The sequence below is a fragment of the Silvimonas amylolytica genome, assembly GCF_014645555.1.
Taxonomy (GTDB): Bacteria; Pseudomonadota; Gammaproteobacteria; order Burkholderiales; family Chitinibacteraceae; genus Silvimonas; species Silvimonas amylolytica.
This window is the reverse complement of the sequence record NZ_BMLY01000005.1, coordinates 172,471-185,911: the sequence shown is the minus strand read 5'-3', so window position 1 is coordinate 185,911 and position 13,441 is coordinate 172,471. Positions and strand designations below refer to the sequence as shown.

At 58.4% G+C, this 13,441-nt stretch carries 11 protein-coding genes; 5 read left to right on the top strand and 6 right to left on the bottom strand.

Features of this window, described 5'->3' with window-relative positions:
• Nucleotides 1-67 precede the first annotated feature (67 nt).
• Nucleotides 68-754, bottom strand: a complete 687-nt coding sequence (locus IEX44_RS15150; protein ID WP_188695675.1) for a glutathione S-transferase family protein — start codon at nucleotides 752-754, stop codon at nucleotides 68-70.
• Between the two features lie 159 nt (nucleotides 755-913).
• On the opposite strand from IEX44_RS15150, the gene IEX44_RS15145 reads away from it, so the two are divergent.
• The 3 genes from IEX44_RS15145 (at nucleotide 914) to IEX44_RS15135 (ending at nucleotide 5,549) form a co-directional block, all read left to right on the top strand.
• Nucleotides 914-2,521 (top strand): alpha-amylase family glycosyl hydrolase, encoded by a 1,608-nt coding sequence (locus tag IEX44_RS15145; RefSeq protein WP_188695671.1) that lies wholly within the window; start codon nucleotides 914-916, stop codon nucleotides 2,519-2,521.
• A 229-nt stretch (nucleotides 2,522-2,750) separates the two neighbouring features.
• Nucleotides 2,751-4,037, top strand: coding sequence for an HdeD family acid-resistance protein (locus tag IEX44_RS15140; RefSeq protein ID WP_188695668.1), 1,287 nt, complete (start codon nucleotides 2,751-2,753; stop codon nucleotides 4,035-4,037).
• A gap of 69 nt (nucleotides 4,038-4,106) precedes the next feature.
• Entirely contained in the window at nucleotides 4,107-5,549 is a 1,443-nt protein-coding gene (locus IEX44_RS15135; RefSeq protein WP_188695665.1) for a sigma-54 interaction domain-containing protein, read from the top strand.
• On the opposite strand, the gene IEX44_RS15130 is transcribed toward IEX44_RS15135, so the two are convergent.
• Nucleotides 5,539-6,960: an ATP-binding cassette domain-containing protein gene (locus IEX44_RS15130; protein ID WP_188695661.1), complete on the bottom strand. Its 1,422-nt coding sequence runs from the start codon at nucleotides 6,958-6,960 to the stop codon at nucleotides 5,539-5,541. The genes IEX44_RS15135 and IEX44_RS15130 overlap by 11 nt on opposite strands.
• Nucleotides 6,961-7,217: 257 nt before the next feature.
• Between IEX44_RS15130 and IEX44_RS15125 the strand changes: the two genes are divergently transcribed.
• Nucleotides 7,218-8,189, top strand: a complete 972-nt coding sequence (locus IEX44_RS15125; RefSeq protein ID WP_188695658.1) for a sensor domain-containing diguanylate cyclase — start codon at nucleotides 7,218-7,220, stop codon at nucleotides 8,187-8,189.
• A 3-nt stretch (nucleotides 8,190-8,192) separates the two neighbouring features.
• On the opposite strand, the gene blaOXA is transcribed toward IEX44_RS15125, so the two are convergent.
• From blaOXA to zigA, 4 genes are all read right to left on the bottom strand, one after another.
• A complete protein-coding gene (gene blaOXA, locus IEX44_RS15120) occupies nucleotides 8,193-9,017 on the bottom strand; it encodes a class D beta-lactamase (protein WP_188695656.1) in 825 nt (274 codons plus the stop codon).
• Complete coding sequence (locus tag IEX44_RS15115) at nucleotides 9,017-10,381, bottom strand: DUF6445 family protein (RefSeq protein ID WP_188695654.1); 1,365 nt, start codon at nucleotides 10,379-10,381, stop codon at nucleotides 9,017-9,019. The genes blaOXA and IEX44_RS15115 overlap by 1 nt, the downstream gene beginning before the upstream one ends.
• A 159-nt stretch (nucleotides 10,382-10,540) precedes the next feature.
• Complete coding sequence (locus IEX44_RS15110; RefSeq protein WP_188695651.1) at nucleotides 10,541-11,089, bottom strand: glutathione peroxidase; 549 nt, start codon at nucleotides 11,087-11,089, stop codon at nucleotides 10,541-10,543.
• Nucleotides 11,090-11,190: 101 nt separating this feature from the next.
• Nucleotides 11,191-12,420 carry a zinc metallochaperone GTPase ZigA gene (gene zigA, locus IEX44_RS15105; protein ID WP_188695648.1) on the bottom strand — a complete coding sequence of 410 codons (1,230 nt, stop codon included), beginning with the start codon at nucleotides 12,418-12,420 and terminating at the stop codon, nucleotides 11,191-11,193.
• Nucleotides 12,421-12,545: 125 nt separating this feature from the next.
• Between zigA and IEX44_RS15100 the strand changes: the two genes are divergently transcribed.
• A complete protein-coding gene (locus IEX44_RS15100) occupies nucleotides 12,546-13,436 on the top strand; it encodes a metal ABC transporter solute-binding protein, Zn/Mn family (RefSeq protein WP_188695645.1) in 891 nt (296 codons plus the stop codon).
• Nucleotides 13,437-13,441 lie beyond the last annotated feature (5 nt).

The following is a 13,441-nucleotide window of genomic DNA, read 5'->3' as shown; positions in this document are numbered from 1 at the left end:
GACTGGAGGCTGACAACCGTATTCTGACTTGTCCAAGCAAATCGTTTTTGTTATGGCTAGCCGCTACTCACGCTTTAGCAGCAGCAAGGCTTGTAACGGTAAACGGTCCCCCTTTTTCCAGCGCGCGCTGGTAAGCGGGGCGTGTGTGGATGGCCTCCAGAAAGTGCTGGATATGGGGTCTGCCTTGCGTAGCACCCCGGGCTGCGCCGGCCTCCAGCACAAAGCTCATCTGGATATCTGCGGCAGAAAACTCGTCTCCGGCAAACCAGCCCGTGGCCGCCAGTTGCGACTCAACAAAATCCATATGCGTTTTCAATTGCGGTGCCAGAAATACCCGGCGCACTTTGTCGGCAATGCCTCGCACAATGGGCCGGATAAAAAACGGCATGGGCTGCTCAGGCATCTTGCCAAACACAAGACTCATCAGCAGCAAAGGCATGGCGGAACCTTCCGCATAATGCAGCCAGTAAGTGAACTGGCGACGCGCTGGCGTACCCGGTTCAGGCCGCAGATAGCCTTCACCATATTGGTCCAGCAGGTATTCAACAATGGCGCCAGACTCCGCCACGGTGATATCGCCATCTGTGATCACGGGCGACTTGCCCAACGGGTGAATGGCACGTAGTGCGGGCGGTGCCAGCAATGTGGCCGGGTCACGCTGATAGAATTTGATCTCGTACTCAATCCCCAGTTCTTCCAGCAACCACAACACGCGCTGCGAGCGGGAATTGTTCAGGTGATGCACCGTGATCATGCGTATACCTTTGTCGATGTTTATGCTTCTGGCAAATGTAGCTGAAACCGGCATCACCGTGGTGAATGGATCACGCGTACCAGGTGCCATACCTTATGGCCACCCAAACCGGTTTGAAAATATGCTTTTCATCTATTTTGCGATCAATCCAGGACACCCATGAACTCTTCCCGTTCCTTGCTCAGCGTTGCCGGTCTGACCGCTCTGTTGCTGGGCCAGCCCCTGCCCGCAGCCGAACCACCACCCGGCGTAGATCTCAGCCCGGTCAAACCACAGATCCACAACAGTGGTTTGCCAGAACACTGGGCCCAGCAAGGGGTGTTCATGGAAATCCTGGTGCGTGCCTATCAAGACAGCAATGGCGATGGCATTGGCGATCTCAATGGCCTGACCCGGCGACTGGATTACCTGCAGTCGCTGGGTATTACCGGTATCTGGCTGCTGCCCATTTACCGCAGCGCTGATCACGATCACGGCTATGCGGTGGCGGACTATCGCAATATCGAACCCGATTACGGCACTCTGGCTGATTTCGACCGCCTGGTCGCAGAAGCGCACAAGCGCGGCATCGGCGTGATCCTGGACTACGTGATCAATCACAGTGCGGATACCCACCCGCTGTTTGTGGCGGCCAACAATGATGCCGCCTCACCGTGGCGTAACTGGTATGTCTGGAAAAACACCAAGCCCACCGGCTGGCAAACCTATGGTGGCGACCCGTGGTACGCCGGCAAGGCTGGGGGTTATTACTACGGGGCGTTTGCGCAATCCATGCCGGATTTCAATTTCCGCAACCCGGATGTCCTGGCATTTCACCTGGATAATCTGCGGTTCTGGCTAAACCGGGGCGTGGATGGATTCCGTTTCGATGCGGTCGGCGCGCTGGTCGAAAACGGCCCCAATGCCTGGGAAGGCCAGCCAGAGAATCACAACATCATGCGCCAGGTGCATGACCTGCTGAATCAATACGGCAAGCGCTACATGGTGGCCGAGGCCCCAGCTTACCCGGTGGAGTTTTCCGCCAGTGACTCCGCCGGCAGCGCGTTTGCATTCGGTTTACAGAACGCCATTCTCAAAAGCGTGCAGATGGGGCGTGTGATGGACACGCTGCCGGCGTATCTGAAACAAAAACCCGTGGCCAGCATGGGTACGTTCCTCTCTAACCACGATAGTTTTGCCGGTCCGCGTGTAGCCCAGCAATTGAGTGAAGACGTTCCTTCGCAACAACTGGCTGCCGCCACCTTGCTCACGTTGCCGGGCATTCCATTCCTGTATTACGGCGAAGAAATTGGCCAGACCTTCAGCGAGCCCGTGAAATGGGACGATCAACGTCTGCGTGGCCCAATGAGTTGGGACGACAGCGCGCATGCCGGCTTCAGTACCACTCAACCATTTCGCAGCCTGGCGCAGAATCACGTGACGGCCAATGTTGCCACTGAAAACGGCAAACCTGGCTCGTTGCTGGAAACCTACCGGGCTTTGATCGCGCTCAGAAAGGCACAGCCCGCGCTACAAACGGGCAGCCTGCGCATCCTTTCGGATGATGATGACCCGGTGTTTGTCTTTGTTCGCGAACAAGACAAAACCCAACTCCTGGTGGCGCTCAACTATAGCCGCCGAACCGCCAGCGCAGCCTTACCGACCGCATGGCAAGGCCAATGGCAGCTTCTTTACACGAACGCCAGGCCAGGAAATGTTCAGCTTAAATCTGACAGCGTTAATCTGGCCGAACAACAGTTAGCCATATTCACCAGAAACGTGCCTTGAACCGGGCCGACATGGGTCTGCCGAAACAAGGAAACACCAGAAAACCTGTTCGTTATTGAATTAAATTCATATCGCACCGCAACAGCAGACACCAACCCCACAACCCGCACCAGGACTGGTGCGGGTTTTTCATTTCGCCGCACAGCCCGATTCAAACACAGAAAAAACTGGCGCCACGCGTAAGTTAAACACAATATTAGTGCAGACGACTTACTACAAATGAGACGCCGTGCTGCGCATCATCATCTTGCTGATCGGGGCAGATCCATTCCGTCGCGAATGGCACAAACTCCCCCTGATCGGTACCGTTTTGATCCTGATCGGGATTGCCAGCGTACTTGGCCTGGCCTGGTGGCTGCTGATCATCATCAGCACCATTTTTGGTCTGATCTGCGTCATTGAAGGGCTCGTCAGCCTGGCCGATCTGAGCGTGGTTCGCCGTAAACACAGACTGGTTTTGTTGGTCAGTGCAGGCGCGCTGATTGCACTGGGTGGCCTGGCCATGCGCGCGCCGGTTGATAACAGTTGGGCCAGCACCGTATTTTTTGGCATCGGCTTCTTGATTGACGGCATGTTGCGGACGGCCTCGGCACACGTCATCCGGTTCAACGGTTACAAACGCAGCATGATGATCGGCATTGGCGAAATTCTGGTCTCTATCCAGGTTTTCACCAGTTGGCCAATTGAACACCTGCACACCTTTCCGGTGTGTTTTGGCATCTTGATGATTGCCTATGGCTTCATGATGTTCCGCCTGGGGCTGGAGTTTCGTGAGCTACCGGAAGGCGTATCCGTGCTTTCCATGCCGTATTTCCGCCGCCATAACTGGTACTGGTACGAAAAACTGCCCATCCACGCCGCACCGGCCAAACGGCCGTTCTATCCGTTGATGGTGCACGTATGGACGCCGGTTGGCTCAACCCCCAATCCGCAGCGGCGCGCAATTGTGGACCGGTATATCGCCGCCGTGGATCGCAATGGCAAAGTCTCAACAGGCCACTCTTCGCTGGAACTACCACCGGATCTCTACATCAGCTTGTATCCAGGGGTGGAAAGCTTCTCTGAGCAGCAATTCAAGGGCATGTTGCTGGCCCATAAAGAGAACGATATTCCCGGCCGGTTTCTGGAGTCCTACGAGTCTGAAGTGGCTGAATGGTGCGAACCCAACCGGCAAATCTGGTTTCGCAATTACAACGAAGAAGCCCTGCGCACTTTCTGGGAAATCTATCGGCGGGATGTGGTTTACAACCTCTCCAGCCGCAATTGCTCTACCACCGTCGCTCTGGCGCTGGATGTCGCGCTGGAAGGGATCGTCGGACGCACGCGGCCGTGGTACCGCTTCTTCATTCTCGCGACTGATCCCAATGTCTGGCTGCTGTCTTTGTTGCGTACGCGCGGCAATACCATGACCTGGACGCCCGGCCTGATTCTGGACTACGCCCGCGTACTTCGCCGTGTCAGCGAATTCCAGCGTGAACGCTGGCTGGTACGGATGCTGCATCGCGTGTTTGGTTGATGCATCGCCGCTTTCTGCAAGACCTCACCCCGTAGTACGCTAAGCCGTCCAGAACCCGAATCAATCCCCATGACCTCCGGCTCCGTTGCCCGACCTGAAGATCCCCTGGATCTGACTTACCTGCTGGCCGACTATGATTCTGTGCGCCAATGGGCCATCCAGAGCATGTTCGACACCATGGAAGACTTCTGCGAAGGCACGGTGATTGTCGATCACGAAGCGCGCATTGTCTGGATCAACGCCCGCTATGCCGCGCGCTTTGGTTTTGCCGAACCCGCCGGGGCCATTGGTCGACCGGTGGAAGAAGTCATCCAGCACAGCCAGATGCGTGAAGTCGTCAAAAGTGGCAAGCCGCAGTTACTGGATATCATGCCTGCGGCAGGGCATGAGTCCCTTGTGGTCACGCGCCTGCCGCTCAAGAACAAAGGCGGGCAGGTGGTCGGCGCCATTGGCTTTGCCTTGTTTGATCAATTGCAGTCGCTCTCGCCCATTGTCGCCAAGTTCAGTCAGTTGAAGAAAGAACTGGCCAACGCACAAGCGTCCCTGGCACAGGCGCGCAAACCCAAGTATTCGTTCAGCAGTTTCATTGGCACAGGTGAAGCCGCGACCGAAGTCAAACGTCGGGCCCAACGTGCAGCGCAGATGGATTCCCCCGTCCTGCTGCTGGGTGAAACCGGCACCGGCAAGGAAGTACTGGCCCATGCCATTCACGCGGCTTCACCACGGGCAGACAAACCATTGGTCAGCATCAACATGGCAGCGATCCCGGAAACGCTGCTGGAAGCCGAACTCTTTGGGGCAGCGCCGGGCGCGTATTCCGGGCTGGATCGCAAAGGGCGCATCGGCAAATTTGAACTGGCGGATGGCGGAACGTTGTTTCTGGATGAAATGGGCGAGTTGCCCCTGGCGCTACAAAGCAAACTGTTACGCGTGTTGCAGGACAAAGAGTTCGAGGCCCTCGGCGCCAACCAGGTTATCCGCGCCGATGTACGCATCATTGCCGCGACGTCCGCACGCTTGCTGCAACGCGTGGAAGCCGGGGCGTTTCGTGCGGATCTGTTTTATCGCCTCAATGTGCTGACCATTGAAACCCCGCCACTGCGTGATCGCGCGGAAGACCTGCCGGCGTTGTGCCAGTCTGTGCTGGACGATCTGGCACTCACTTGTGGTGTACGACATATCTCTTCCGCTGCGGTTGAATACCTGCGCCATTACCACTGGCCTGGCAATGTGCGTGAACTCAGAAACGTACTGGAACGCGCGATCATGCTGTCTGACCGCGCTGAACTGCAGGTGGATGACCTTGCTGCACTGATCGATGTGGGTAGCCTGCGCAGCGCCCTGACCGCACCCGATCAGGACTATCACAGCGCCATGCATGCCTTTGAAAAACGGTTGATCGAAGAAGCACTGCAAGCCGCTGGCGGCCGCGCCACACTGGCGGCCCAGCGCCTTGGCATCGGGCGCGCCACCTTGTACAAAAAGATGACAGCCTTGGGCATCAGCCGCTGACCGGCAGCCGCAACGCATCCAGATCCAGCCTGTTCAAGTGATCAATCTGCGCCAGAAAATGTTCATCGTGTGAGATCAACACCATTGCGCCCGGGTAGACGCGCAACACGTCGATCACATGTTGGCGCACAGTCAGGTCCAGATTGTTGGTCAGCTCATCCAGGATCAGCAACGAGGGCGGGCTGGCCGCAATACACGCAAGCGCCAGCCGCGCGCGCTCTCCACCGGACAATTGCGCTGCCGGCGTAGTCACCGACTGCGTATCAAAGAACAAAAAATCAGCCAGATGCTGTCGTAGCCGCGCTTCCGTCCACGCCGGCACCACTGCGCGCAATGCGTCAATGGCCGACAGCGCCGGATTCAGCGTCGCGTAGTGCTGATCCAGATACCCCACTTGCGCCGGCGCGGGCAACAACCAGTCTCCGCCTCGACGCACTGCCGGATCACCCAGCATGGCGCGCGCCAATGTCGACTTCCCGCAGCCATTGCGTCCAGTGAACGCCATCCGCTCTCCCTGATTTAATTGCATATGCAGCCCGCCCAATAACGAAAAGTCATAGCCCACGCTGCCCCCGCTGACCTGCACGACGACGTCGCGCCCGCGCCCTGCCGGCAAATGAAAATGCGGGACAATCGTGACAGGTTGCCGCAATTGATCCAGCCGGCTGGCGATCTCCTGTCGTTGGGCACGCAGATCAGCCTGTTTGCGCCCGGCAGTCGTATTGCTGCGTTCCAGTTTGGTCAGCGACTTCACCGTGGCCCACTTGCCGTTCTCGATACTTTTGGCGCCATGCTGACGGGCATGGGCGGCGCGCTCTTGCTCCTTCATCAAGGCTTCATGAGCTGATTTCGCGGCGCGACGCGTGTGGGGCCACGCTTGTTCCAGGGCATGCCTTTGTAACGCGCGTTCGGCCATATAGTCCCGGTAGCGCCCTTCAAACACCGTGACCTGGCCTTGTTCAAGGTGCCAGATGGTGTCGCAGGTTTCATCCAGCAGCGCCATGTCGTGGGTAACCAGCACGATGGCGCCGCCAAATTGCCGCAGCGTGCGGTAAAGCGCCCGGCGGTTGGCAATATCCAGGTGATTGGTCGGCTCATCCAGCAGCAAAAGGTCGGGCTGCGATGTCAGCGCAGACCCCAGCGCCAGGCTGACGCGCTCACCACCGCTGAGCGTCGCGACGTCGTCCTGAACCTGTGCCACATGGGCACGGCGGATGTCGGCAACGGCATGAATGACGCCTTCAGACGGCACAGCATGGCCAGCCAGCACATTGAGCAATGAGGATTTGCCGCTGCCGTTGTCACCCAGAATGGCAATCCGCTGACCCCACGCAACAGTTGCGTTGAACCCGGAAAAACAGATTTTGCGGCCATGGGACACACCCAGGCCTTCGATTTGAATCATTGACATGAACACACACTCGCGTTGTTGGGCAGAGAGACGTTTGCCCGTTCAGGGCGCTCAGGCGTGTGTGTTCATTTGGGAATACCTCAGAAAAGAGCGGCTATTTTGCCGCAACGTCCGGATAAGCAACAGCGTAAAAAGCACGCGACTGACGGGCGGGTCGCCACTTTTGACAGGTTATACAGTCAGACCATTTTGCTTGCCCGATCGCCAAGGGCTTCTAGAATGAAATCCTGATAATTCACCACCGCACGAGGACACGCATGGATAGCAAACTGGTTCGGCTGGCCGAATCCGCTTCTTCTGCCCGCAGTCTGGAAGAACTTGCGCAACCTTTGCTGGAGCTGCTGCAGAACCTCACCGAATTCGAGTCCACCTATATCACCCGCATTGACAGCGGCATGACCACGCAATTGATCGAATTTGCCCGCAATGTAGGCAAGCTGGAGATCCCCGAACAACTGGCCGTGCCCTGGTCGGACACACTGTGCAAGCGCTCCATGGAATCAGGCTGTACTTACACAGACGACGTGCCAGGCCGCTGGCCGGATTCGGAAGCCGCCAAAGCACTGGGCATCCAGAGCTATATCAGTGCGCCGATCCGCACCCATTCAGGATCGTTGATTGGCACCCTGTGCGCGGCCAGCACCCGGCAAATGCCACTGCCGGAACGGGCGCGGACGTCATTGCATCTGTTCTCCCGCTTGATCGCCCAGCATATCGAGCGTGAAAAATTGCTGGAGCAACTGCAGGAGACCAACAACCGGCTGACCCGCTCCGCGCTGACAGACCCGTTGACCGCCCTGCCTAATCGTCGCGCCATTCTGGAAGAACTGGCCCGCCTGCTAGCGCTGGCCCGGCGCGAGGACAGCACCGTGCTGGTCGGCCTGGTGGATCTGGATCACTTTCGCGAGATCAACGAAACCCAGGGCCACACACGCGGCGACCACTTGCTATGCGATCTCGCCACGCATCTGACCCGCGTTGCGCGCGATGATGATGTCGTTGGCCGCATTGACGGCGACGAATTCGCCATCATCGGCCCCGGCCCGGCCGATCCGGAGGAGGCAAAGCGCATCGCCGCGGAAACCACCACACTCTATGCCGATGCCACCCGCAGTATTCTGGGCGCCAGCGTGGTCTTTGTGGTGGCAGACGGAGCGATGAGTGCAGATGAAGCGATACGCCATGCAGACAAAGAGATGGCGACGGTCAAGCGTGCCAAAACCAACTAGCGTTTAATGGGGTAGACCAGACACCAGCGCTGGCCAGTCTGCCAGCACACTCTCCCGGGTGCGCAGGCCCGGGCTGACTTTGTTCTCAGCGTCGTCCCGGGTCAGCCGGGCAAAAACCAGCGTGCGCCCATTCTGTGTGGCCCAGCCGACAAACCAGCCCCAGCCATGGGCGTAGTCAAAATCGGTCGGGCTGATCCGTGGGAACGCCGCGCCGGTTTTGCCATGCATGTCCCAGCCGGCCGGGCTGGGGTCAAGGCGAGTGATATTGCGGGTCATCTCAAGCGCATGGGCAGATACCGGCAGCTTGCCGTTCACCAGGCGTGTCAGGAAGGCTACCTGCTCCAGCGGTGAAATCTTCAACGATGAGGCAATCCATGCGCGATCCAGCCCGTTGTTCTGGCCTGGATCACCAGACATGTCTGCGTTGCCAAACCCAAAGTCTTTGGCGTATTGCGTCACCTTGTCTGTGCCCAGGTGATGAGTGACGCGCTGCGAGTACCAGACGACGGAGTAGGTGATCCACGCTGCCGGGTCCGTGGGCTTGAGCCAGTTGGCCCCGCCCCAATCCGGATCACCTTTGCGGTACTCAAGCACCGGCGCGTGTTCGTTCTGCAAAAAGCCGCTGTCAAAGCCCATCAGGCTCATGGCGATTTTGTAGGTGGAGGCCGGTGTAACGCGCTCACTACAGGCTTCGCCTTGCTGGAGCACTACCTTGCCGGTCGCGGCATCGGCAATCACGGTACACAGCAAATGGGCCTGCGCCTGAGCAGCGATCAGGGCCAGCACGGCCCCGATCAGCGTTGTTTTTACTGCGGCAGAAAAAAGCATCAGACCTTGGCGTCGCGGGCAGTTTCAAAGAAAAACAACTGTGCCAGACGCCCGTCTTGCATGGTGCTGCCAAACACGCTGGACAAACCGTGGTAGAAGTTGCCGCGGTAGATCACGATGCGGTTGCTGCGCATGGGAATCTCGGCTTGTACTTGCCAGATGTCGCGTTCATTGGCCAGATCGCCAAAATCACGTTTGCCGTCGGCACTCACCACGCTCCAGCTGTCCTGAAACGCAGCAAAGTCTTTGAAACCCGCAGCACGGACTACATCCTCCGGCTGGCGGCGATCCCAACCCGTCGCACGATGCTGCCAGAAGGTGGTGCCCCCCTGACATTGTTCAGGCGGGTTCAGGTAGAGCACAGCGGCGTAGGTCGTGGCTTGTCCCTGGTCTTCGTTATCGATATGAATATCGGTACGTGCTTTGGCGTTGGCCACACTGACACGGAACGCGCCGTTATCCGGCGAGGACCATTTCACCGGACACCCCAGGGCCGTCGCAATGCGCTCCATGATCTCTTGCGCGGGCTGGCCATCAGTCTGGACACCCGGGAAATTCTGGCCTTCATACAAGTTGGCGTGGAACGCCTGTTGCAGCGCGTGTTCGCGGTAAGCAACCGGGTCTGCAATAAATTGATCGATCACATGCAGATCACGCTCGGCGATAAAGTGTTCAAGTGCTGCGCCTGCCAGCGCGCATTGTCCCCACTGATCGGCCCCCATCGCGGTTTCTGACTCGGGTTGATCCTTGCGCGGCAAGGCGTAACCGATGCGGAAACGGGCTTCAAACTGCGGGTGCTGGCGCGCCACGTCAGCGGCGGTGGCACGGGCCAGTTCCAGGCGCTCCAGTTGCCAGGCCAGGTCTACGATCCGTTCGCCCAGCGCACCGCTTTCGGGGTGATGCGGGCGCACTGCCACCAGCGCATCGAGCGCTTCATCCCGCTTGCCCAATGCAACCAGCGCCTGGGCGTAATCCAGGGTGTATTGCAGATCGGCCGGTTGTAGCGCAACAGCGCGCTGCAAGTGTGCAAACGCAGCGGCCGGATCATGGCGGCGCAGATGCTGGCTCAGATTGAAATGAAAGCTGGCGTTCTCTGGCTCCAGCGCCAGCGAACGCTGCAACAGGCTCATGCCCACCGCGCCCTGGCCAATCCCGATCAGCGCCAGTCCCTGGTAATGCAACGCGTCAGCCTGTTGCGGGTTGCGTTCCAGCGCGCGCTGGTAGGCCGCCAACGCTTCTGGCAGGCGACCCTCATGATGCAGGCGCTTGCCGGTTTCTACCCACTGGCTGCCGTCATTGATTGCCGGTCGTGCTTCAGCGACTGCGGCACCACCAGCCGCCAGCCTGCGTTTCTTCTCACCCATGCGCCTGTCCCTGCCCTTTGTAACAATTGCGCCCGCAATGACGGGCAGCGCACATCATAGCCCTGATGTCCGGACGCCCGGCTCAGGTATTCCCCCGATGCAAACGGCGGCACCACTGAACAAAAAAAGCACCCGAAGGTGCTTTTTTTAGTCCGCCAATCAAGCTTTGGCCAGTTCTGTGGCAATGGCGCTAGCCAGACGCGGATCGTCCGCCGTGACATCCGGCGAGAAACGGCCAACCACTTCACCCTTGCGATTCACGAGGAATTTCTCAAAATTCCACAGCACATTCGGTTGCGGGGCGATCTCAATACCCTTGCTGGAGAGGCGCTCGCGGAACGGGCCCTCGCCAGTGGCATCCGGTTGCGCATGGGTCAGCGCGTTGTACAGCGGGTGTTGATCGGCACCGACCACAGAAATCTTGGAGAACAGCGGGAACGTCACGTCGTACGTGGTCGAGCAAAAGCTCTGGATTTCTTCATCGGTGCCCGGTTCCTGCCCTTTGAAGTTATTGGCGGGGAAACCCAGCACTTCCAGACCGTTTGCGGTTTGCTCGCGGTACAGTTTTTCCAGTGCTTCGTATTGCGGGGTCAGGCCGCACTTGGAGGCCACATTCACCACCAACAGTACCTTGCCGGCATAGTCGCCCAATGTGGCGGCCGAGCCGTCGATTTTTTGCAGCGGGATGTCCTTGATGGCTTGTGTCATGTTGAATCCTGTTGGCGTCGTGTGAGTGGAAATACGTAGCGACCAGATGGTCGCATCGAGCGACATTTCACCGTATCTGCCCGCTCGGCGCCAGTCATTTCTTATGATGCCGGCATCACCTGCCATGAAGCGAACGGGTCAGCCAGTGATTGCGGATGACGCCGCAATGCGATCAATTCCGCATCTGTGGCAAGGCAGGCATTGAGCATGCCGGTCAGGCGAGGTTGATCCATATCCATGCCAATCAACACCAGTTCCTGCGTGCGATCCCCATACACCGGATCCCAGTTCTCCATGATCTGAGCCAGGTCATGTACATCTTCTGGCCAGTGCTCGCGCGGCGTGGCGGCATACCACAGGCCTGCGGCGCCATGCCGGGAAGCGCCGCCCGCTTGCGACCAGCTACCGACAAAGTCCGGCCGGGTGGCCAGCCAGAACCAGCCTTTGGAACGAATGACGCCAGGCCATTCAAGATGTATGCACTGCCAGAACCGCTGCGGGTGAAACGGACGAGGGTTGCGATAGACAAAGCTGCTGATGCCGAACTGTTCGGTCTCTGGCATGCGTTCACCGCGCAGTTCCTGTAACCAGCCTGGCGCATTGGCGGCGGCAGTGAAATCGAACAGCCCGGTATTGAGAATGGCCGGGAGAGGTACGCGACCCATTTCACTTTCCACAATCCGCGCACGCGGGTTCAACGCAGTCAGCATGCCGCGCAGTTGTTCCTGGGCAGCAGGTGTTATCAGGTCTGTCTTGCTGAGCACCAGTACGTCACAAAACTCGATCTGTTCGATCAAAAGATCAACGACGGTACGATCATCCTCGACACCCAGCGTTTCGCCGCGCACCGCCAGCAAGTCTTCAGATGCGTAATCAGCCAGGAAATTGAACGCGTCTACCACCGTAACCATGGTGTCGAGCCGTGCGACATCCATCAGACTTCGGCCGCCTTCATCCCGAAAGGTAAAGGTTTCAGCCACTGGCAAGGGCTCAGCAATGCCGGTTGATTCAATCAACAGATAGTCAAAACGCCCTTCACGCGCCAGGCGATTGATCTCCACCAGCAAGTCTTCACGCAGGGTGCAACAAATACAGCCATTACTCATCTCGACCAGTTTTTCGTCCTGGCGCGACAACGCTGCCCCGCCCTCACGGATCTGGCGGGCATCGATATTCACTTCAGACATATCGTTGACGATGACCGCGACCCGCAAACCCGCACGGTTATTGAGTACATGGTTCAGCAGCGTGGTCTTGCCGGCCCCCAGAAAGCCGGAAAGCACGGTGACGGGCAAACGGGTATCAAGCGGGCGATAAGGCGTGGATGACATGGTTGGGTCCAGGAGCAAGGATGATTTGCAACAATGTTGCATTGAGCATATGCTGCCACCCATATCCCTAATTTGCAACAATGTTGCATTTTGAAATCAACCTTCGTTATCCATGGAACTCATCAATGCGCCCGCTTCTGCCACTGACCGCCCTCACCCTGGCCTTGTTTGCTCCGCCGCTGTGGGCCAAAGACATCCATGCCGTCGCCAGCTTTACGGTATTGGCCGACATCGTGCGCAATGTGGGCGGCACGCACGTCATCGTGACCAGTCTGGTCGGCCCCAATGGCGATCCGCATGTGTACGAGCCCACGCCACAAGATGCCAAAGCGCTTAAGGATGCCGACGCGGTCTTGATCAGCGGGCTGGGTCTTGAAGGCTGGATGACGCGGCTGATCAAGACATCCGGCTACAGCGGCAAGGTGACGGTTGCCAGTACCGGCATCCACACGCGCAAGATGACCGACGACGGCAAAGTGGTGACAGACCCGCACGCCTGGAATGACATCAGCAACGGGGTGATTTACACGCGCAATGTGGTGACGGCGCTGAGCGCCGCAGATCCGGCCGACGCAGCAGACTTCAAGCGCAACGGCGAGGCTTATATCCACAAGCTGCAAGCGCTGGATAACTACGCCAAAGCCAGGTTTGCCACCTTGCCCGGCGCAGCGCGCAAAGTGCTGACCAGCCACGATGCGTTTGGCTACTTTGGCGCGGCTTACGGCGTGACTTTTCTCTCGCCCGTGGGGATTTCAACCGATGCCGAACCTGCCGCGGCCGACGTCGCCCGGCTGATTGAACAGATCAAAAAGGAACATGTCGCGGCGTATTTCTTTGAGAACTCGAACGATCCGCGCATGGTGAGACAAATTGCTGACGCGACCGGCGCAGCGCCAGGCGGCGAGTTGTATGTTGAAGCGCTATCACCACCGAACGGCCCCGCGGCCAGCTACGAGGCGATGTTCCGCTACAACGTGGATACGCTCTATGCCGGCATGGCGCGCACGGCGCATTAACACCC